Consider the following 21,781-nt stretch of genomic DNA (forward strand, 5'->3'; position numbering starts at 1 on the left):
AGCTTTAACTTGATAAATAATACTAATATGTTACATACATTAACATTATAAATGTTTGAAAAACATCTAGCCATACCCAAACCGAACTCTTAGGATGGTGCATACGTACTTAAAAGGAATACGTAATCAGCAATACGTAATCCTGCGCACAAAAGAAGGTTCGAGAAATTGACTTAAATAACAACACGTAAGGAAAAAAAGACATGGATGCTTTAACATTATCGAGACTGGGCGTCAAGCACACCAAGAGTGCAGTAGCCGAATCGCTGCGTATCAATACAGGATACGACATGACCAGCCCAGTCACTTTTTACGGAATCGTCAACGAGCGCTGCAATGTTAAATGCCGCCAGTGCGAGTATTGGCGGCTCAAAGAATATAAAGACGAAATGACGATCGAAGAATGGCAAAATGCTCTCTTAAGCGTCAAAGAATTTGTGGGCGAATTTTCAATCAACTTTAGCGGTGGCGAACCTTATATTAAAAAAGGTTTTCTAGACTTACTGGCCTTTGCGAATAAAAATGGCATTCACGCAGGCGTCACCACCAACGGCTATTGCATGACCAGAGAAAACGCAGCCAAAACTGTGGCCGCGCGTCCTTTTAATGTGAATATATCCGTTGACGGGCCGAATGCAGAACTGCACGATTATTTGCGGGGTCAACCGGGATTATTCGATCGGCTTTCTAAAGGAATCGGTTATCTGCGCCAAGAACAAGAAAAACAGAACGTCCTGTTTCCGATCAACGTCAAACCGACGATGAACCGACTCAATTTCCGCCACCTCCCCGAAATAGTCACCTGGGCTCAGGGAATTGGGGCGACGACAGTGAACTTCCAACCGGTCAACCGCTGGACGCCAGAAACATACGAGGAATTGTGGATTGAAAAAGAAGACATGGAGGAATTTTCACAAGTAATCGAGCGCCTAATTGAAATGAAGAACCACGGTGCTCCAATTATGAACAGCGATGAAGTGTTGCGATTGATGATTCCTCACTTTGCGGAAGAAAAAGCTCCTGATTCAACTCGTCCTTGTCGCGTTGGACTGCGAAATTACTGGATTGATACGCGCGGCGATGTAAAATTGTGCGATGAGTTTCCGGTGATTGGTAATGTGAAAAACGCCAGCGCCCGCGAGATTTGGTACGGCGAAAAAGCTCAGGAAGTCCGCCGCGATACTTTGAATTGTGGCAAGCTTTGTCTGATTACTTGTGTCTCGCAAAAGACGATTTTGGACAAAGTGAAAATGGGGATGAAGTTATTAAAGAATTGAGGTTTGAGCCGTGTGAATAGTGCTTGTGTGAATGGTAGCCGGGTTCGATCGAAAACCCGGCTTTTTGTTTGATAAATGGAAAAAATTTGTCCGCCATCGCACTTCAGACAAAAAAGATCATATTCTCCGGTTGGCGATCGCGCTTTTTTCCCCTTCTTCTTGTTCCCTTTCCGATTCCACCTGTTAGATTTCCACCATCCCCCCACAGCAGATATCGACTACTGGAACAAATCTTGACTGGCAATCAAGTAGTGTAAATCGACTTCAATTTGCCGCTGATATTTATTCTCAGCCAAATCCTGAAACCTCTGCAAAAAATCCCGATTATCGCCTGGGATGCACAAATTTCTAATTCTTGTCAAGCCCTCACCATAATTTTCAGCATTAGTATTAATGGTATTTCTGTCTTCTTGCAAATACTCCACTTGCTGAGCGCAACCAAACATTTTGGTTCGGACTTCAGCCAGCAATTGCTTTAACTTGTGCAACTTAACTTGTCTATCTTGTTCGCTTTCTATTCGACTGAATTCGGGAAGATTATTTTCTAAATCGCTGACTGTTGGCTGTGCTTTGCGATACTTTTTCCTAGCTTCGCGATAGATAAATACCATTTTAAGGCGAGAACACAGCAGATTCATCAAGCAAGAGTTAAACGCCAGCGTTGCGAATTTCAAAGTTTGGGAATTCTCTTGCAACCATACTAGAATGTGACACCGCTGACGCGCATTATCTTCTCGGCTGTCCTACTCACAAATCGGACTACCGAATAACTTTGCTTCGGCGCGAAAGTCTACTGATGCTTGCTGTTTATCCTGTACAAAAGCTTTAACATATTCGTCAGCTAGCTTCGGGTAAGTATCATCAACTTTTGGTTATGGATATAACAATAACGTTTGTCCCAGGGACGGTTGAATTGCCTTTGGCAACAAGCAACTTTGGATTTCTTGGCGGAAGATTCAAAATTTTACCATCTGATATCGTTTCCGGTTGCATCGGAATGATGTAGAGGACACCGCTAGTGCAAGAGTGTCCCTACCATTAATCGGGGTAGGGAGTTAGTAATTGCTATTTTTTCTTGGTGGCTTTCCAAGTGCCGCCGTAGAAGTAAAAAGGATTGTTTTGACTTACCGATTCCCAACATTTAAGACACAAAAAAAACCACTGCCCCGACTCGTCATACCGGGCGCGGTAGAGAGTCGGGGCAGATTGGGAACAACGATCGCAATATTTGATTCTGATTGGCCTGGGCATTGTTACTCAGTTTCAAACAATAACTGACTCTTGAGGGCGGGCGAATATCATGCGGCCGGCGCTAGTTTGCAGGGCGCTGGTGACTACGACTCGGGCTTCGCCGCCGACGTAACTGCTGCCGGCTTCTACGACAACCATTGTGCCGTCATCCAAGTAACCGATTCCCTGAGAGGGTTCTTTGCCTTCTTTGCGGATTTTTAGTTCGATCGTATCTCCCGGCAAATAAGTCGGGCGCACCGCATGAGTCAAATCGTTGATATTCAAAACCGGCAGTTTTTGGACGGTAGCTACTTTCGACAAGTTGTAATCGTTGGTGAGCAAAATGCCGTCGATATCCAAGGCAAAGCGGACTAATTTCGCATCGACTGTGGCAAGATCTTCGTAGTCAGCCGAGTGAATTTGAATCCGTTCTGGATATGTTTCTTTGATGCGGTTGAGTACATCTAAGCCGCGGCGCCCGCGCACTCGCTTTTGATCGTTGGCTGAATCAGCTACCAGTTGCAGTTCTTGGAGAACGAATTGCGGCACGATAATTTGACCTTCGAGGAAACCTGTTTCTAGCAGGTTTTCAATCCGGCCGTCAATAATGCAGCTAGTATCGACAACTTTGGCAGAGGCTGGTTTAAAAGTACCTTCGGCTACCAACACCGTGTCTAAGGTTTTGGGGTTGATCAGCCGCAAGAAAGCGCGGCCGTGGGTGTCGGTCAAACTTACGCCTGTGAAGCCGAACATGACGCTTCCCAAGACTGCGACTAGAGGTTTGATGAAGCCGAACTCGCGGGGAATTGGCAGCAGGAAGAGCGGAGCCAGCATTAAGTTCGCTACTAGCAGTCCGATGATTAAGCCGATCGCCCGCGTCAGCAGCATTTCCACCGGCATATCGCGGACTTGTTTTTCCAGCCGGCGGTAGGTTGTTTGAGCCACTAATCCCATCACGAAGCCGATTAATGCTCCAAAGGAACCTAGTACAGAACTTAAGCCTTGTATATTTGTAACTTGCAGCAGCAGATTGCTCGGCAGCAGTTCGACTCCGTAATAGCCGATGCCTCCGCCTGCGATTATGAATGAGATAATTATGATTGCGTCTAGCATTAGTTCTAGGTTAATGAATGTGTTTACATTATATCTTTCCAGTGCTGATAGTTTTTTCCTAGTTGCGGTCGGATATCGCTATATATACTGAGGAATTTTCATAAACTTATATTTCGCGGTTGTACCCTGTGCGGGATGTGCGATCGAGCAGATCGGCATTTAGCCCGCCCCGCCGAGTCCGGGCACTTCGTGTCAATAGACCGCCCTGTGGGCTGTTCGGGAATTGCTGCCGCTGCCAACCAGTACAAGGTCAAACAGTAAAGAGCCGATCGTTCGCAGCGCTTTTTTGGTAAGAAAATGTCATAATATACATAATTATTCATGATGGTTTAATTAAAACTTTAGATTTGAAGTGGCGCTTTCGGCGTCAGATGTAATGAACCCTACCACAGATTATTTAACCTTTGAATTAAAAAAAAGTGTGCAAGCGGCAAATTCCGGCATTCCTAGTTCGGCTTACTTGCACATACCTTTTTGTCGCCGTCGCTGTTACTACTGCGATTTTCCGGTTTTTGTGGTGGGCGATCGCAAAAATGGCGAGAATTCCGGCACCATCGTCCAATACATTGCCGTACTGTGTCAAGAAATTGAAGAAACTTTAAATTTAGGCGCATCTCTGAACACAGTTTTTTTTGGCGGCGGCACGCCTTCGCTGCTTTCTGTCAGTCAGTTGAGCAATATTTTAGAGACTCTCGACGGCAAATTTGGCATTGCTGCTGGGGCAGAAATTTCTATAGAAATAGACCCGGGTACGTTTACTTTAGAACAGTTGCGGGGATATGCAGCGGCGGGAGTAAATCGAGTTAGTTTGGGAGTGCAAGCTTTTCAGGATGAATTGCTGCAAGCTTGCGGGCGATCGCACTCTGTCGCTGATATTTTTGAAGCCGTGGAAATAGTGCGATCGGCTGGTATCGTCAATTTCAGTTTAGACCTGATTTCGGGACTGCCGCACCAAACTTTAGAACAGTGGGAAGCTTCTCTGAAAGCTGCGGTGGAAATTTCCCCGACTCACCTGTCGAGTTACGACTTAATTGTTGAGCAGGGAACTGCTTTCGGGCGCTACTTTGAAGCAGGAGCCCAGCCGCTACCAGCAGATGAAACCGCTGCTGGAATGTACCGTTTGGCGCGGGAAATTCTCACCAACGCTGGCTACGAACATTACGAAATTTCTAATTACGCTCGATCTGGCTATCAGTGCCGCCACAACCGCGTTTATTGGGAAAATCGCCCTTATTACGGTTTGGGAATGGGGGCGGCGAGTTACGTGGAAGGCCGGAGGTTGACGAGGCCTCGCAAAACTCAAGAATATTATCAGTGGGTGCGATCGATCTCTCGCCTCCATTCCCCTGTTCCCTCAAAACTTGGAGGGGAAACCCAGCCGGATATTTACCCAGCAATTGAGCAAAATTTTCAAGTCTCAGAAAATGACGTTTTGTTAGAAACCCTGATGCTAGGCTTGCGTTTAGCAGAAGGAGTTAGCCTGTCGCGGCTGACTCAAAAGTTTACTCAACAAACGGTCGATAAAATTTGGCGTTGTTTGCAGCCCTACTGGCGGCAAGGATGGGTGGAAATTATGACGGAGGATAGGACGATTCCCTACGGGATAGCTCCGCTTCACGCAACTTTAGGCGAGGCCGCGAAACTGCCGCTTTCGGGAAATTTGAGGTTAAGCGATCCCGAAGGTTTTTTATTTTCTAATACAATTTTAGCCGATTTGTTCAGCAAGTTAGGCGAGGATAATTAGCTCTGTCTGAGGAAGTATACCCCCAGGCGATCGCGATCTGCAGTCAAGCCGGGGCCGCCAATGCGATGAAAGGAAATTCAATTGCTCCCTAGCTCGATCGTCTCAAAAATAATATATTTTATATCGATCCCTAAACAAAACTTAAAGGCGAACTAAGCCTTGAGATAGACGCCACGACTGCACTCAAGCCGTCATACTTAAGACTGAACATTTAAAAAGTAATTTAATGAATACTTTAACTATCGAGCGTAACCAAACCCAAAACCAGCCCTGCCTTGTAATTAGCGATCGCGTTTGCAATCCGGCTTCCAAGTGTAATTTTTGCGGTCATTACCAACAGGCAAGAGGTTCAGTCGGTCACTGTCAATTGTTGAACGCACCTGTTAGGGCAGGATGGAAATCTTGCACTTTAGCAAGGCCTGCTTTTGCACCTTCTTGGGAACAGGTGGAATGCGCCAATGTTTCCTCGGGGTCAGTTATTAATTAACAAAAAAAATGTAGAATAAATTTTGTTTTAACTGGTAATATGCTATATTGAGCTTAGGCCAGTAGTCGATCGATCGCACAATTTCACCAACAAGTTAAAAACATGAATTTTACAATGAATCAGGTAATTTCCGAACGTGAGGCGCGCATTTTGTGTTGGTATCTTAATAATACTAACAAAGTGCAAATTGCTCGGATTACTAATATTCCTAATTGGTATTTTGAGAGGACGGTTTTTCCGGGAGAGCGTTTTTTGTTTGAAGCGTTGCCGGAAGCTCAGTTAGAAGTTTGCAGGAGTGCGGAGACGGGTGCTATTGTGTGCGAGCGAATTTTGTGCGATCGGCTGCGAGTTGAAGAATTAAGCAAGGCTGATTGAAGATAATTCTCCAGACTGACCAACGAGAAACCCGGTTTTTTCAGAAACCGGGTTTCTCTGTGTGATGATAAAAACTTAGTTGGCTTACGCACTCGCGACCTCAAAAACCCGGTTTCTTCGTATACTTCTGGTTCCTCGTCGCAAAATTCGTAGAAACCGGGTTTATAACCCTCATGCGTCAGCCCTGAAACTGTCGGAAGTGTGGATGTAAGCTAAATTAGATAAAATCCACCGCTCTTCAATATTAAAACCCGATGTCCCTCACCGAACAAATCCTCTCTCAACTGCCAGGAGACGCCCTGGGAGGCCTGAGAAAAGTCGATCGACTCTGGGAGAACCTCAAACAAAATACCGCACCAGCACCCCAAGCAGTCAAGCACAGCCAACAACCCCTCGAAACCCTCGACTTCGACATAGTTATCGGCGGCGGAACCCTAGGAATATTAATCGGTACAGCCTTAGTCCTGCGGGGTTGGCGAGTAGCCTTGCTCGAACGCGGCACCCTGCGAGGACGCGAGCAAGAATGGAACATTTCTCGCAAAGAATTAGACGCATTCTTAGAACTAAATCTGCTATCTGTTGCAGAGATAGAAAAAGCCATCGCCACCGAATACAACCCAGCCCGCATCAGCTTTGCCAACACCCCCGATATCTGGATTTCTGGCGTACTAAACATCGGAATAGATCCTGTTTACCTCCTCGAAACCCTCAAAAAGCGATTTATAAAAGCGGGAGGAAAGCTATTTGAAAATACACCATTTAAAACAGCAACAATTCACCCTGAAGGAGTCTTGGTAGAATCTGCAAGTAGCGAGGAAAAAGCAGCTACAAAAATATTTAAAACCCGATTATTTCTAGACGCAATGGGACATTTTTCGCCCATTGTCCGCCAAGCAAGACAAGGAAAAAAACCCGACGCCGTATGTTTAGTAGTCGGCAGTTGCGCTCAAGGATACCCCAAAAACGACACTGGCGATATATTTGCATCCTTCACGCCAATGCAAAACCAGTGCCAATATTTTTGGGAAGCATTTCCAGCCAGAGACGGCCGCACCACCTACTTATTTACCTACATAGACGCCGACACAGAAAGATTCAGTTTAGAAACATTATTTGAAGACTATTTGCGCTTGCTTCCCCAATATCAAAACGTCGAACTCGAACAGTTAAAATTCCAAAGAGCACTCTACGGATTCTTCCCCTGCTATCGCCAAAGTCCTCTAAAAACCCCTTGGAATCGCATACTCCCAGTCGGAGACAGCAGCGGTAGCCAATCTCCCCTCAGCTTCGGCGGTTTCGGCGCAATGGTGCGCCACCTCAAACGCTTGACTCTAGGAATTGAGGAAGCTTTGACAAGCGATAGTCTCAGCAAAAATTCCCTCGCACTTTTGCAACCCTACCAGCCGAATCTATCAGTTACCTGGTTGTTCCAGCGTTCGATGAGTGCTGCGATGAATCAAAAAATAGACCCCAATCAAATCAATCAACTTTTGGCTGCCGTATTTCAGGTAATGGAAGAGTTGGGAGAACCGGTACTCAAACCGTTTCTTCAAGATATCGTGCTGTTTCCGGCTTTGTCCCAAACCCTATTTAAAACAGCAATAAGCCATCCCGGATTAGTTATGAAAATTATCCCGCAGGTAGGAATAGCCAACTTGCTCGATTGGATGATTCATTATGTAAATTTAGGGGTTTATACGGGATTGCAGCCTTTGGGGAAAGCCGTAGAACCGCAGGTAAAAAAATTAGCGCCGGAGCAGCAATACTATTTTCACCGATTAGTTGAAGCGTGGCAATATGGCGCTGGAGGCGATTATTAACTGATTAATTGTGGCACGGGCATCTTGCCCGTGGCTAATATATGAAAAGGCAACATGCCTGTTCCACAACACACTATAATTTATTGATTAATTGTGGCACGGGCATCTTGCCCGTGGCTAATATATGAACAGGCAAGATGCCTGTTCCACAACATAATTATATATGAACAGGCAAGATGCCTGTTCCACAACATAATTAAATATGAACAGGTAAAATACCTGTTCATATTTAATTATATTAGTTGTGAGTCATGAAGGAGCTATAACTGCTAAAGCTTGGGGAATCACTCGGAATTTGGCAGGGGTGTAAGTTGTGATTTCACCGTCAGTATTAATCGGACGGCGTTTGCTAGTATTAACCTCAAATTCTTGAGCTTGCAACGTGCGAACGTTAGGCCGACTGGTATGATTGCCTTGCTTCATAGCCGGCAGCAAAGCAATGATTTCCCACCAGTTTTTTGTTTCCAAACTGTACAAATCCAGTCGCCTGTCGTCGATTGTGGCATCCTCGGCAACTGTCATGCCGCCGCCGTAATAGCGGCCGTTGCCAATGGCAATTTGAATAGTTTTAACATAAAAAAATTGGTTGTTTACCTTAATTTCTGCTCGAAACGGTCGCGCTGACAAAATTGTCTGCAAAGCAGTAAAAGCATAAGCTAAAACTCCCCAACGCTGCTTGACGTTTTTAGTCAGCCGCTGGGTAATTTGCACGCTCAATCCCAAACTCGCAACATTAAAAAAATGTTGGCCGTTCACCCAACCCAAGTCTATTAGCCGAACTTTACCGCTAGCAATTACTTGACAAGCTGCTGATAAATCTGTAGGAATTCCCAGAGTGCGGGCTAGGTCGTTAGCAGTTCCCATCGGCAAAATCCCCAAGGGTAACTTGGTGTCTGTCAAACCTTCTATGGCAGCGTTGAGAGTGCCGTCGCCACCGCCGATTATTACTAATTTAACTCGATTTTGGTAGCGGCGAATTGTGTCGGGAAGTTCGCGGGCGTGCTCCGTAGATTCTACAATTAACTCAAAACCCCGTGCTTCTAATTCTACAGTGGCTTGAGATAATAGCTTTTGCCCTTTTCTGGAGTGCTGGTTTACTAAAAGTAGAGCTTTCTTCATTTGTTAATTTTTAATGGGGAATATTGAGTGTTTTTAATTACCACAAGTATAGCTTGATGGCTTAAGTGGATCAAATTAATGCTTGATTTCGATTTTACCAATTAAGCTGGATTGACAAAAATGTCAAAAAATGGATAATTGTAGCAAAAGATTGCTAAAAAGTATCTTGCGTTCTCCGCTAGCTGCCATCTACCTAGCTCCTTAAAGAAGTAAAACTAAAATTATGTCTAATTTTTTAGAAGAAGCGCAAGTCGCTGCCGATCGCGAAAACTGGCCTGGGCTAGTCGAATGCTTGCAGCAAGTGACAGCCAAGGGCAGCAAGCCGCAGGAACAACACACTTTAGAGCAAGCTGTCAGTTTAGCAATACAAGCCTTGGAATGGGGGGATTTTCAAGACCGCTGGGAAATTGCTAAAGTATTGCCGAATCTGGGAAATGGCGCGATCGCACCTTTAATTGCCGTGCTCGAAGACGAAGACGCTGACACGGAATCCCGGTGGTTCGCCGCCCGCATTCTCGGAAAGTTCGATCGCCCGGAAGTGATTCAAGCTTTAGTAGAATTAGTCAAAAATTCCGACGAAGAATTGAGCCAAATCGCGGCCGAAACCCTAGGGAATTTCGGCCCGACAGCCATAGAATCCCTAGCAACTCTCTTGCAGCAACAAGACTCGCGACAGTTTGCAACAGCAGCACTCGCCCAAATTCGGCGCACGGAAACCATAGCGCCGCTGTTGAGCGTAGTCGGAGACTCTCAAGTTGCGGTGCGGGCAGGCGCAATCGAGGCTCTGAGCAGCTTTCACGACTCCCGCATCCCGCCGGTACTGGTAGCAGCACTCAAAGATCCGGCGACAGCAGTTAGAAAAGAAGCTGTGCGAGCTCTCGGCGCGCGCGCCTATTTAGACGCAGAATTAGATTTAGTGAACTTGCTCAAACCTTTGCTGTCGGACATCCGATTAGAAGTTTGTCAGCAAGCGGCGATCGCGCTCGGGCGAGTGAAAACCGATGCTGCAGCGGCTGCTTTATTTGAATTGCTGCGATCGCCCGCAACTCCGGTTGAATTGCAAATGGAAACAGTGCGCGCCCTAACCTGGAGCGAAACCGCAGCCGCTTTAGAATATTTGCAAACAGCGCTGATTGGGCGATCGGCTGTTAACGCAGAACTCGGGGAATTGACAAATACCAATCAAATGCTAACTGTTGACGATCGATTGCCACTTCATAACATTAAACCTACTGTTTTTCAAGAGATTATAACTGTTTTAGGGCGAGTGGAAAATCCGGAATTAAAAGCCAAAGCTGCTGAAATTATGATCGATTTGCTCGAAAGCAATCATCCCGCCGTGCAGTCCGTAGCAATCAAACAATCTTTAGCTTTAGGGTTAGGGCAACTAGGAGATATTAGAGCGCTAGATGTGCTGATTCAACTGTTAGCAGATGCCGATAACAGCATCAGGCTGCACTGTACGGCTGCGCTAAAACAGCTAAATGCGATTCAGGCCAGACAGCAATTAGAAATTTTAGTTAACCAAGAGAGTCTCGAACCAAGATTAAAACAGGGAATTGCGATCGCCCTGCAAGAATGGCAATAAAATTAAGAGCGAGCGGATTTGCGGAGAACATTTAAATATAGGGTGCGCCATAAGCACCTTACGTAGAACTTAAATATTGAATTTTGAACTCGATAACTGAAAAATCAAAACTTTAGCTGGGCTCAATTGGCAGCCGCACTCCGAAAGTCGAGCCGAGTCCTTCCCCGGGACTTTCGGCCCAGACAGTGCCGCCGTGGAGTTCCACGAGATGGCGGACGATCGCCAATCCCAGTCCCAGACCGCCGTAACTGCGCGTAGAAGTGCTGTCAGCTTGGCGGAAGCGATCGAACACAAAGGGCAAAAACTCCTTGCTAATGCCAATTCCCGTATCTCTGACAACGATCGAAACAGAGTGAACCGGAGACTGCCCAGACAACATAGCGCCACCCGCTGCTCCGGGTTCCCCATCCTCCGAGAGCCTGATTTCCACGCGACCCGACGGCGGGGTAAACTTAATAGCATTCGAGAGCAAATTCCACACCACCTGCTGCAAACGAGTAGCATCGCCCCTCACCAAGCTCACCCCTTCGTCATAAAAACTCACCAATTCAATTCCCCGAGCTTCAGCATCAGGACTCAGCGCCTTCACGGCCGTTTCTACAATCCGTGCCAAATCCACCGGGCACAGCTTCAAACACACTTTGCCGCTCACAATCCGAGAAACGTCGAGCAAATCCTCAATCATCTGAGTCTGCAACCGCGCGTTTCGCTCAATAGTCTCCAAACCCACAGCCGTTTTTTCGGGAGTCAACTTGCGCTGCCGCAGTATCTGAGCCCAGCCCACAACCGCGTTCAGAGGCGTCCGCAACTCGTGAGAAAGCGTTGCCAAAAACTCATCTTTAATCCGGTTGGCCAGGGCTGCTTCCCGGTAAAGCCGCGCATTGTCGATCGCCACCGCCGCATCCCGCGCCAAATCCTCCAGCAACAGCAAATCCCCCTCCCCGCAGCGGCGGCCGGACTCCCCGCACAGCAGCGAAATCGCTCCCAGCGTCCGTCCGCGAGCGATCAGCGGCACGCAGATTGCCGACAGCGCCTGGGATCGCAGCACGAACAGCAGTTCCCTGTCCGGTACAACCGCCTCGATCACCCAGTCCGGTATTTCTGGGTAGAGCTTCGACTCCCCAGTCCGCAGCACCTTTGCTACTCCGTGCCGTCCCTGGGGATCTAGCGGCAAGCGCTGGTCGATTTGCCACAGCAGAGCGACTTTGCTCGGATCGGAGTGAGCAACTGCTTGCAAGCGGATCGAGCCGTCCGTATCGAGCAAATGCACGCAGCACCAATCGCCCAGCCCCGGTACTGCTAAATCTGCTAAACCTTGCAGCGCCTCCTCGTAATCTAGGGAAGCCGACGACAGCAAAGCCAAGGCTCGAGCGCGAAAATTGGCTGTTTGGGCCGATCGCTGGCGATCGTCAATATCGGTACAAGTCCCGAACCATTTGAGAATTTTCCCTTCAGCGTCCCGCACGGGCAATGCCCGACCCAAATGCCAGCGGTAAGCCCCGTCAGATGCCCGTTTAAAGCGGTATTCCACCTCGTAAGTATTCCCCGTCTGCACCGAGGTCTTCCAGCGTTCTACGGCATCTTCCACGTCATCTGGATGCAGGGCTAGCTGCCACCCCCAGCCTTGAGTTTCCTCCAGCGTCAAGCCAGTATATTCAAACCAGCGCTGGTTGTAGTAGTCCAGCCAGCCGTCGGCTGTGGCAGTCCAAACTATTTGCGGGATGGCTTCAGCGAGGACGCGGTACAACTGTTCGCTGGCTTCGGCTTCGCGGCGGGCGGCCTGTTCCCGCGCCAAGGCTAGATTCCGCTGTTCTTCGGCCTCTTTGCGATCGCTGATGTCGCTAATCACGCCGATCCATTTGTAGGGATTGCCTTGTTTGTCAAGCACTGCTTTGCCCCGATCGATCCAGTGCAGCAAGCCGCCCCGCTGGCACTGAACGCGGTATTCCTGAAAAAATGGGGCCCCAGAACTGTCTGGTGCGGTCAAATACCGATCGACCGCAGCCAGGACTCGATCGCGGTCGATCGGGTGCAAGATACTGTTCCAAGCTGCTCTCGTCCTCGGAAATCCGCCTTTTTCGTACTCCAAATGTTCGTCTACGTGACCGAACCACAGCACGATCCCGGTCTCGATATCCCATTCGTAAATCAAATCGCTGGCACTTTCTGCCGCAATCCGAAACCGCTCTTCAGACTGTCGCAGCACTTCCATAAATTTAAAGCGTTCCGTCACGTCCAAAACCAGAGACAGCACCGATATCAACTGTCCCGAATCGCTGTAAAAAGCCGAATTGTACCATTCGCAATGTACCAAATAACCACCCTTAGTATAATTGCTGTTGCGAACTACATTGCATCCATCGCGTGGTTTTTTTAAACTATAAATTGCCGATTGTACGTCTTCAAAATCGCCCTGACAAATAAACTTCCATTCGCTAAAATGCTTGCCTAAAACTTCTGTTGCTTCCCACCCAAAAATCTTCTGGGCTGCTGGCGACCACCCGCTAACCCGAAAATTTTCATCCCACTCAATCACCGCTAGGGGAGTATTTTCAAAATGAGAAGTTAGTTTTTGCAGCGCCTCGCGCAGGGATGATTCTACTTGCTTGCGCCCAGTAATATCGCCAAAAGAAATAGCAATGCCGTCGCCCAATTTAACGGTCATAATCCGAAACCAGCCGACAATGCCTTCCCTGTTGTAATAAATCTCGGTATCGAGGGGAATTCCTGTTTCTACAACTTGCACGTAACGGTCGAACAAACCGCTATCTTTATGACCTGCCAGGACTTGCAGCAATCGCTTTCCGATTAATTCTTCAGGTGTACGTTGTTGAATTTTTGCCGCTGCGGGATTGACGTATTCCCATTCAAAATCCACAATTGTGGATTCGTCGCGAATGCTGCGAAATACGTTAAATCCGTCTAGAGATAATTCCTGAAAAACGCGGAAGCGTTCTTCACTTTCTTGCAGCTTGCCTAAAGCATCAAGCAGGAGTTCCTCGACTCGCTCGCGCTGCGTTATTTCTGCGAGCAATTGCTCGTTAATTTGCTGGAGTTCGGTTGTGGGGAATGCGACGGAATTTTTAATGGCAGAGCCGGCTTGCCGTCGATCGACCTTTTGAGTTTCCAGCGCCGTATTTCCTGCTAAAGAGGCCGCCCCAGCCAAAGCCAACACTTGAGAAAGGGAAGGTATCAGTTCCGCTACAGCCCACAGAGAGATGATAGCGGTAACGGCGGCGATCGAACTTGACAGCCAGTAGCTGGGATGCACCAGCATCCAAACTTGCATCAAATGAGTTGTCCCGCCGCAGAAAAACCAGGCTCCCAATAGGAGAAACCCCTTGCTCAAAGGCACGTCCGGCTGCTTCCGGATCGAGTATGTCAGAATTGCTGGAATTGAGTAATAAGCCAAGGCAATTAACAAATCGCTGACCGCGTGCAGTCCCATCAACTGGGTTGGCCACTGGCAGCATCCACCTTGCAGAATAAAATTGTGGTTAAATAACATAATCTTAAGAAATTCCAGCATTTCGGCTCTCGCGTGCGATCGATCGTAGTTGCACTTTTGTTGCTGACTCGCTAATTCCTAGTTTATACACAAAAAAACAGCCAAATATCCCCGCATCTGTCTTGCGGGGAGTGTCAATTCCTAATGCCTGCGCTTTTCTCGCCCCGGAATCAAAACTAATCTGTACGTGTATCAACGTCTACTAAATTCTTCTAGTAAATCGGTTAATGTCACTGATGATCTTCGAGGAAAATGTCTGAAACCATCTCGAATTAAACATCCATGCGCTTAGAGCAGCTTCAAGCATTTCTTTCAGTTGCTGAAACCGGTAGCTTTCAGCAAGCTGCCCGGAAGTGCGGCGTTACCCAATCGACTATTAGCCGTCAAGTGCAGGGACTCGAAGCGGAAGTGGGTTTGTCGCTGTTTCACCGCACCGCCCACGCGAAGCTGACTGTGGGAGGGGAATGCCTGTTACCTCACGCTCGGAAAATCTGTCAGACTTGGCAAAATGCTGCAGAAGAATTGGGAGACTTACTGGCGGGAAAGCAGCAAGAACTTTGCGTGGCTGCGATTCACTCGGTTTGCGCCGCTTATTTGCCGCCTGTGCTGCAAAAGTTTTGTCGCGACTATCCAGACGTGCAGTTGCGGGTGACTTCCCTCGGGAGCGATAGAGCCCTAAAAGTCCTCAAAGACGGTTTGGTGGACATAGCGGTGGTGATGAACAACCGCTATTTTACTCAAGCCCCGGAAATGTTGGTTGAGGTGCTCTACAATGAGCCGATCGAGGTGTTGATGGCGGCGGGTCATCCCCTGGCCCAGTACGATCGAGTACCTTGGCCGGAATTGATTTGTTACCCGCAAGTGGTGTTTAAGGACGGGTACGGAATGCAGCGGATGGTGCAAGAACAATTTGGACGCATCGGTGCTAAACTTCATGCTGTTTTGGAACTCAACACTCTTGATGCTTTTCGGGGTGTGGTGCGACAGGGAGAATTGATTGCTTTGCTGCCGCATTCAGCTTTGCTGGAGGCGAAAACCGATCGCACTTTAGCAGTGCGGTCGATCGCCCAAGAGCGCTCAAATTCCAAGGTTTCGGCGATCGGTCAATCGGCCGCCGATCCGACTTGGACTCGCGAAGTGGTGTTGGTGACAACTCACGATCGAATGCAAATTCCGCCGATCGCCCATTTCTGGAATCTGGTACGCGAATTTGTGCCGCCTTTTGATGTAATCAAGCTAGAAAAATCAGGCAGTTAATACCATTTTAGATTTTAGATTTTAGATTTTAGATTGGGAATGACTGATGAAATAAGGGTTTGGATATTTCCAACGATTGCCTTCTTTTTGGGAACTGGTATAATTCGATAATTTTGAATAGATAGTTCTGAAATTTAAATTTAAAACGGTTCAAATACTACCAATTACCCCTTACCAATTACCAACTTCAAAAGTTATGAGTGACGCATTTAGAGAATTGCTGCGAAAAATTGGCAGCGGAGTACACACAGGAGAAAACTTAACTCGTTCCGAAGCAGCAGCAGCCACGCGGATGATGCTGCTGGGGGAAGCAACACCGGCTCAAATCGGAGCTTTTATGATTGCCCACCGCATTAAACGGCCCACCGGCGAAGAATTAGCCGGAATGCTCGATGCTTATGAAGAATTGGGGCCTGTGCTTGCCCCCCCAAACCGAGAAAAAGGTTTTTCCGTCTCTACCGTGGCCGTGTTTGGCGTTGCTTACGACGGGCGATCGCGCACGGCTCCAATTAGCCCAATAACCGCCCTAATTTTAGCGGCCTCTGGCGTCCCAACTCTCATGCACGGGGGGGATACCATGCCAACGAAAGAAGGCATTCCCCTGATTGAAATTTGGCGGGGTTTGGGAGTTGACTGGAGAAAACTTGGTTTAGAAAAAATCCAGCAAGTTTTTGACAAAACTGGTTTGGGTTTTGTTTACCTTCCCAAGCATTTTCCTCAAGCCGCCGCTTTAGTGCCCTACCGCCGCGAAATCGGCAAACGGCCGCCTTTTTCGACAATGGAGTTGATGTGGTGTCCCTGTATCGGCGACGTTAACGTTATATCGGGCTACGTCCACCCGCCGACAGAAGGTATGTTTCAAAAAGCCTTTGAGCTGCGCGGAATCAAAAATTATACCACAGTCAAGGGATTGGAGGGAAGCTGCGATTTGCCGCGCGATCGTACTGCGATTATCGGCATTGCTAAGCCGGACGCTGAGTTTGAACGAGTGCTTTTAGCTCACGGAGATTACGGTTTTAGCAACACAAATCCTGCCTTTGAATCAGCCCCAGAGTTATTCAAACAAATGCAGGAAGTGTTGCTGGGAAAACCCTCGGAATTGATGCAGTCCGCTATCTGGAACGGCGGCTTTTATCTGTGGCGCAGCGGAGTTTGTTTAGATATGAACTCGGGTTTGATTGAGGCAGAAACTTTATTGAGTAGCGGTCAAGTCGTGCAAAAACTTGAGGAAGTTAGCAAAACCGTTAGTGTTTTGAGTTGACCGTTGACTGTTGACCGTTGAGTGTTGACCGTTAACTACTGACTACTGACTACTGACTACTAGACATCTCCAATAATTATTGTGGAACAGGCATCTTGCCTGTTCAAAACAGGCAATTCTTGCGATAACTACTGACTAATGACTAATGACTAATCATCAAATTGCTGTAATTGTGCTTGCAGGCGGTCAAAGTTCGCGGATGGGTAGGGATAAAGCTCTGCTGGAAATTGAGGGCAAATCCCTATTGCAGCGGGCGTTGGAAGTGGCCGCAGTTGTAACCCCCGAAGTTTATGTTCTGACTGCTTGGCCCGATCGCTATCGATCGACCTTAACCGAAACATCCCAATTTCTGGTAGAGTACAATCCGGGCTCCGGGCCCTTGGTTGCATTGACTCAGGGATTGACAGAAATTGCCGCCGAGTGGATTTTACTGTTAGCTTGCGATTTGCCTTTGTTGGATGCCCAGATTATTCAGAATTGGGCAAGTCAGTTAACAGAATTTTCCCCATCAACTTTAGCAGTTGTGCCTTATCAAAATTCGCGCTGGGAGCCTTTGTGTGGCTTCTACCGCCAACAATCTCTGCCCAGTTTGCAAAGTTTTATTGACAAAGGGGGACGTTCCTTTCAAGTGTGGTTAAATCAAATCTCCGCAAGCCCTCTACCTGTAGGGGAACGAGAAGCACTAATGTTATCGAATTGCAATACATTAGAAGAGTTTGAGCAATTAAAAGGTAAAATGAGTAACGGTTGACTGTTGACGGTTGACTGTTGACGGTTGACTAACTAATGACTAATGACTAATGACTAATTACTAATTACTAATTACTAATGATTAACCAATATTGGTTGCTCGATCGCAATATAACTTTCCTCAATCACGGCTCTTTTGGGGCCTGTCCCATTCCCGTACTCGAAGCGCAAACCATTTTTCGAGAACAACTGGAAAGAGAACCATTGCGCTTTTTACTGCGGGAATTTGAACCCTTGTTGGATAATGCGAGAAATCAGTTAGCAGCATTTCTCGGTGCGGCTGAGGATGACTTGGCTTTTGTGCCGAATGCCACGACGGGAGTAAATGCTGTTTTGCGATCGCTCTGTTTTTCTCCGGGCGACGAATTGCTAACTACAAATCAGGAATACAACGCTTGCCGCAATACACTTAATTTTGTAGCCGAGCGTACAGGCGCTAAAGTAATAGTAGCAGAAGTCCCCTTTCCAATTGAGTCGCCCGAACAAATTATTGAAGCAATAATTAAGTGCGTTTCACCGCAAACAAAGTTAGCTTTATTAGACCACGTTGTGAGCCAAACAGGTTTAATTTTTCCCATCAAACAGTTAGTGGGCGCGTTAGCTAACCGTGGCGTGGATGTATTGGTAGACGGAGCTCATGCGCCGGGAATGGTAGCACTGAATTTAGATGAAATTGGCGCGGCTTACTATACGGGAAATTGCCACAAATGGCTGTGCGCGCCCAAAGGTGCGGGCTTTTTATACGTGCGGCGCGACAAGCAAAATGCCATTCGCCCAACTACGATCAGTCACGGTGCTAACTCGCCGCGCGCTGATAAATCGCGCTTTCAATTAGAATTTGACTGGATGGGGACAGTCGATCCTAGCCCCTATTTGTGCGTACCTGTAGCTATTGATTTTATGGGTTCTTTGTTGAGCGGCGGCTGGCCGGAATTGAGGGCAAAGAATCATGCTTTAGCATTGGCGGGGAGAAAAATATTGGCGGACAAATTAGATTTGCTGCTGCCTTGTCCTGATGAAATGGTGGGTTCGATGGCTGTTGTGCCTCTGGCAGACGGCCAGTCTGATGAGGTTGCAAAGGGAGGAATTCCACCTTTGCAAGAAGCGCTGTGGGAGATTTTTAAAATAGAAGTTCCGGTGATTCCTTGGCCGAATGCTAGTAAGCAGTTGGTGAGGATTTCGGCTCAGTTGTACAATACTTTGCCACAGTATCAATATTTGGCTAAGGCGCTGGTTGAGCTGACGAGAATTTGAGCTGGGTATTCCACCCAAAAAACATACAGCATATTCCAGGTTTATGGAGTGTAGGGACACGGCAGTGCCGTGTTCCTACGGGAATCGAACGATAGGCGGGTGTACTTCATAAACGTAGAATCTGCTGTAACACCCAACTAAAAACAGTCATAGGTTCGTAGTGAGGGCACCGTCCTCTCCCCAGGAATGAATAAGGACTTGCATTGCTTACTACAAACGTAATAATGGTATAAAAACAGGTACAATTAAAGCTAAAACTCCTGCAAAAAATTACCTTTAACCATCTTTAAAATAGCTACAATTTACCTAAAGTCCCCAAAGTAAAAAAATGCTTTTAAAGCCCGATCGCCCTAGACTTCGCCAATCCGCCCAAGCCGAATAAAGTTTGTAAATAACTGGCAAAATTTCCTAAGTTAAAACAGGGTTGTCAAATTGGATAGCGCACAACTTCCGCGCCACAGAATATAATGTATCAACACTTGCATTTTCGCAGACAAAACAAACGAAATCAAAAGAGGCGAATACCATGTCCAATGCCATGATGGTAATTTACCCCTATCGCGAACAGTACACCTGGGTTTTTGACGACGAGCGAGTCGGACTTGTCCGAGAACCATTTGTTCAGGGCGTCCCCGAAATGATTAACGCGCTTGTCGCAGACATTCCCAATGCCGATCGAGGTTTCCGACTTTTATTTTCAGCCAATCCATTTCCCGGATATCAAGCAGAAATGCTGTGGTTGAAAGCAGAATACGGCGGTAACTGGTATCGGTGGGAATCCAAAAATCTCGAAGGCTGGCTGTGTCCGGCTATGTTCAAATACTTTCCAGAAGCACCGCCCAAGTTTTACTGCAAAGCTGAAAAACTGCAATAATCAACAGCAAGTCAATGAAAAACTTGTCAATTTTTAAAAGAAACTTTGTTAAACCAGTCGATCAAACATCTCGCAAAAAGCCTAAGTTATTCCTGTATATAGTGGGGCTATTTTTCCTAGTTTTCACAGCGGCAATTTCCGCCACAATGGGGGCAATTACCGCTCTGTTAGCTCCCGTGGAACCGCCAATTATCAATAGAGTATTAGAGGCTACTGGCTTTGACTATCTATCCTCCAACCGCTCTGGATACCGCCTGTCGCGGCCAGTTAATATCTTGATATTGGGAATTGACCGCGTGCCGGAAGCAGCAGCCAATGGCCCTAAGATGTTTAACGGTCGCAGCGATACAATCCTCTTATTCCACCTCGATCCTAGAGATAAATCTATTAGTTTGCTTTCTGTTCCGCGAGATACTAAAGTCGAAGTTCCCGGAATTAGCTTCAGCAAAATTAGCGAAGCCAATGCCAGGGGAGGAGCAGCTTTGGCGACGCGATTGGTTAGCAGTATGCTGAACAATACGAAAATAGAACGATACGTGCGAGTCAGCAGCAATGCGTTTCGGGAATTAGTCGATTTAGTGGGCGGAATTGAGGTATTTGTACCTCGCGCCATGTCGTATACAGATAGCGCCCAAAAGTTAAAAATAAACTTAGCCAAGGGATGGCAAACTCTCAACGGAGAACAAGCAGAACAATTTGCTCGATTTCGCAACGATGGTTTAGGAGATATCGGCCGCATTCAGCGGCAGCAATCTTTAATTCAAGCTATTCGGAACCGCCTCACAAGTCCCTCAGTATTGGTACGCTTGCCCCAAATTGTTCGATTGATGCAAAAGTATGTGGATACAAACCTAAATTATGAGGAAATATTGACCCTGGCAAATTTCGGTTTGCAATTGGAGCGAGAGAATTTTAAAATGGTAATGTTGCCTGGACGTTCTAGTTCAGAACAAGCCGATTTGAGGAGTTATTGGATTGTAGATGCGATCGGGCTGGAGCGCATTATGACACAATATTTCAACCAGAGCGTGCCGGATTTTGCACAAGGACGATTTCGCAACCCAACCGAGTCCGTTTTGCCCAAAAACCTCAAAATAGCTGTCCAAAACGCTTCTAGCAAACCGACAGCAGCCAAAACCGTTGGTGAATTTCTCACAAAAAAGGGCTTTTTTAATGTATCTGTAGTGCAGGATTCGCCCCAGAAGGAGCGTCAAAGTCAAATTATTGTTCAGCAAGGCGATTTAGAGGCAGCGAATCTACTGCAAAAAGAGTTAGGCGGCGGTAAAATTGAAGCATCTTCTACGGGTGAAATCAATTCTGACTTGACACTTCGCGTTGGCGAAGATTGGGTAAAGCGATTTTAATTAGTCATGAGTCAATTACCATGAGTGCAATATCTGTGAAAAGTGTTTTCAGAATTTTCCTGAGCCTGGTTTTAAGTTTAGTGCTGGCTTTTGGGTGGGTGCTGCTGAGTGCTACTCCGGCATTTGCCCTGCCGAAAACAAATATTAATTACACAAATATTAATTTGTCCGATCGCGATTTTTCCAACTCGGATTTAGCGGGGGGAACATTTGTCGCTGCGGAAATGCGGGGAACAAATTTTCAAGGTGCTGATTTAACTAATGCGATTTTGACTAAGGGAGTTTTGCTGAATGCCAACTTGTCAGGTGCCAACCTCTCCGGTGCTTTGGCAGATAGAGTTACATTCGACGGCGCTAATTTGACGAATGCTAATTTTTCCGAGGCTATTATGACTCGAACTCGGTTTTTTGATGCTGCAATTTCCGGCGCTGATTTTACTGACGCGATTATCGACGCTTATCAAGTTACTCTCCTGTGCGAGAAAGCAGATGGTGTCAATCCCGTGACGGGAGTTTCTACCCGAGAAAGTTTGGGATGTCCGTAGGAATTGACAATTTAAAAAATTCCCTGGGTAATATTGTTTCCGGTTGCATCGGAATGATACCGAGGACACGGCAGTGCCGTGTCCCTACCCCCATTAATTGTAGGGACACGGCACTGCCGTGTCCTGACTGTGAGTAATATTAATTCTGACGCTACCGGAGTTGATATAATTATTTGATTAGATGTACCTGTAGCGAGGTAAAATACACACATTAA

16 protein-coding genes are annotated in these 21,781 nt (G+C 47.1%); 12 read left to right on the forward strand and 4 right to left on the reverse strand.

What is annotated here, in order from left to right; all coding sequences use genetic code 11:
- Positions 1–203: 203 nt before the first annotated feature.
- The gene (locus QUB30_RS13910; protein ID WP_333334121.1) at positions 204–1,277 is read left to right on the forward strand and encodes a radical SAM protein; all 1,074 of its coding nucleotides are present in this window, start codon (positions 204–206) and stop codon (positions 1,275–1,277) included.
- 218 nt (positions 1,278–1,495) lie between these two features.
- Here QUB30_RS13910 and QUB30_RS13915 read toward each other — a convergent pair whose 3' ends face one another.
- Complete coding sequence (locus QUB30_RS13915; RefSeq protein WP_333334123.1) at positions 1,496–1,951, reverse strand: hypothetical protein; 456 nt, start codon at positions 1,949–1,951, stop codon at positions 1,496–1,498.
- 589 nt (positions 1,952–2,540) lie between these two features.
- On the reverse strand, positions 2,541–3,620 hold the full coding sequence (locus tag QUB30_RS13920; RefSeq protein ID WP_333334125.1) for a PIN/TRAM domain-containing protein: 1,080 nt from the start codon (positions 3,618–3,620) through the stop codon (positions 2,541–2,543).
- Between the two features lie 376 nt (positions 3,621–3,996).
- On the opposite strand from QUB30_RS13920, the gene hemW reads away from it, so the two are divergent.
- The 3 genes from hemW to QUB30_RS13935 all read left to right on the forward strand — a co-directional run bounded on the left by hemW (position 3,997) and on the right by QUB30_RS13935 (position 8,046).
- On the forward strand, positions 3,997–5,364 hold the full coding sequence (gene hemW / locus QUB30_RS13925; RefSeq protein ID WP_333334127.1) for a radical SAM family heme chaperone HemW: 1,368 nt from the start codon (positions 3,997–3,999) through the stop codon (positions 5,362–5,364).
- A gap of 589 nt (positions 5,365–5,953) precedes the next feature.
- On the forward strand, positions 5,954–6,226 hold the full coding sequence (locus tag QUB30_RS13930; RefSeq protein ID WP_333235468.1) for a DUF1830 domain-containing protein: 273 nt from the start codon (positions 5,954–5,956) through the stop codon (positions 6,224–6,226).
- 254 nt (positions 6,227–6,480) lie between these two features.
- The gene (locus tag QUB30_RS13935) at positions 6,481–8,046 is read left to right on the forward strand and encodes an FAD-dependent oxidoreductase (RefSeq protein ID WP_333334129.1); all 1,566 of its coding nucleotides are present in this window, start codon (positions 6,481–6,483) and stop codon (positions 8,044–8,046) included.
- A gap of 249 nt (positions 8,047–8,295) precedes the next feature.
- On the opposite strand, the gene QUB30_RS13940 is transcribed toward QUB30_RS13935, so the two are convergent.
- Complete coding sequence (locus tag QUB30_RS13940; RefSeq protein WP_333334132.1) at positions 8,296–9,165, reverse strand: lipid kinase; 870 nt, start codon at positions 9,163–9,165, stop codon at positions 8,296–8,298.
- Between the two features lie 223 nt (positions 9,166–9,388).
- On the opposite strand from QUB30_RS13940, the gene QUB30_RS13945 reads away from it, so the two are divergent.
- Positions 9,389–10,753: a HEAT repeat domain-containing protein gene (locus QUB30_RS13945; protein WP_333334133.1), complete on the forward strand. Its 1,365-nt coding sequence runs from the start codon at positions 9,389–9,391 to the stop codon at positions 10,751–10,753.
- A 112-nt stretch (positions 10,754–10,865) separates the two neighbouring features.
- Here the strand turns inward: QUB30_RS13945 and QUB30_RS13950 are convergent, their stop codons facing one another.
- A complete protein-coding gene (locus tag QUB30_RS13950; protein WP_333334136.1) occupies positions 10,866–14,282 on the reverse strand; it encodes a PAS domain S-box protein in 3,417 nt (1,138 codons plus the stop codon).
- 261 nt (positions 14,283–14,543) lie between these two features.
- Between QUB30_RS13950 and QUB30_RS13955 the strand changes: the two genes are divergently transcribed.
- The 7 genes from QUB30_RS13955 (at position 14,544) to QUB30_RS13985 (ending at position 21,566) form a co-directional block, all read left to right on the forward strand.
- Entirely contained in the window at positions 14,544–15,518 is a 975-nt protein-coding gene (locus QUB30_RS13955) for a LysR family transcriptional regulator (protein WP_333334139.1), read from the forward strand.
- Positions 15,519–15,714: 196 nt separating this feature from the next.
- Positions 15,715–16,779 carry an anthranilate phosphoribosyltransferase family protein gene (locus QUB30_RS13960; protein WP_333334141.1) on the forward strand — a complete coding sequence of 355 codons (1,065 nt, stop codon included), beginning with the start codon at positions 15,715–15,717 and terminating at the stop codon, positions 16,777–16,779.
- 145 nt (positions 16,780–16,924) lie between these two features.
- Positions 16,925–17,530 carry a molybdenum cofactor guanylyltransferase gene (locus tag QUB30_RS13965; protein ID WP_333334143.1) on the forward strand — a complete coding sequence of 202 codons (606 nt, stop codon included), beginning with the start codon at positions 16,925–16,927 and terminating at the stop codon, positions 17,528–17,530.
- 77 nt (positions 17,531–17,607) lie between these two features.
- Complete coding sequence (locus QUB30_RS13970) at positions 17,608–18,783, forward strand: aminotransferase class V-fold PLP-dependent enzyme (protein ID WP_333334145.1); 1,176 nt, start codon at positions 17,608–17,610, stop codon at positions 18,781–18,783.
- Between the two features lie 526 nt (positions 18,784–19,309).
- The gene (locus QUB30_RS13975; protein ID WP_333334147.1) at positions 19,310–19,657 is read left to right on the forward strand and encodes a DUF6717 family protein; all 348 of its coding nucleotides are present in this window, start codon (positions 19,310–19,312) and stop codon (positions 19,655–19,657) included.
- Between the two features lie 14 nt (positions 19,658–19,671).
- Positions 19,672–21,021 (forward strand): LCP family protein, encoded by a 1,350-nt coding sequence (locus tag QUB30_RS13980; RefSeq protein WP_333334150.1) that lies wholly within the window; start codon positions 19,672–19,674, stop codon positions 21,019–21,021.
- Positions 21,022–21,041: 20 nt separating this feature from the next.
- The gene (locus tag QUB30_RS13985; protein ID WP_333334152.1) at positions 21,042–21,566 is read left to right on the forward strand and encodes a pentapeptide repeat-containing protein; all 525 of its coding nucleotides are present in this window, start codon (positions 21,042–21,044) and stop codon (positions 21,564–21,566) included.
- Positions 21,567–21,781 lie beyond the last annotated feature (215 nt).

Origin of the sequence: Microcoleus sp. BROC3, from assembly GCF_036702515.1 — a bacterium.
GTDB lineage: Bacteria > Cyanobacteriota > Cyanobacteriia > Cyanobacteriales > Microcoleaceae > Microcoleus.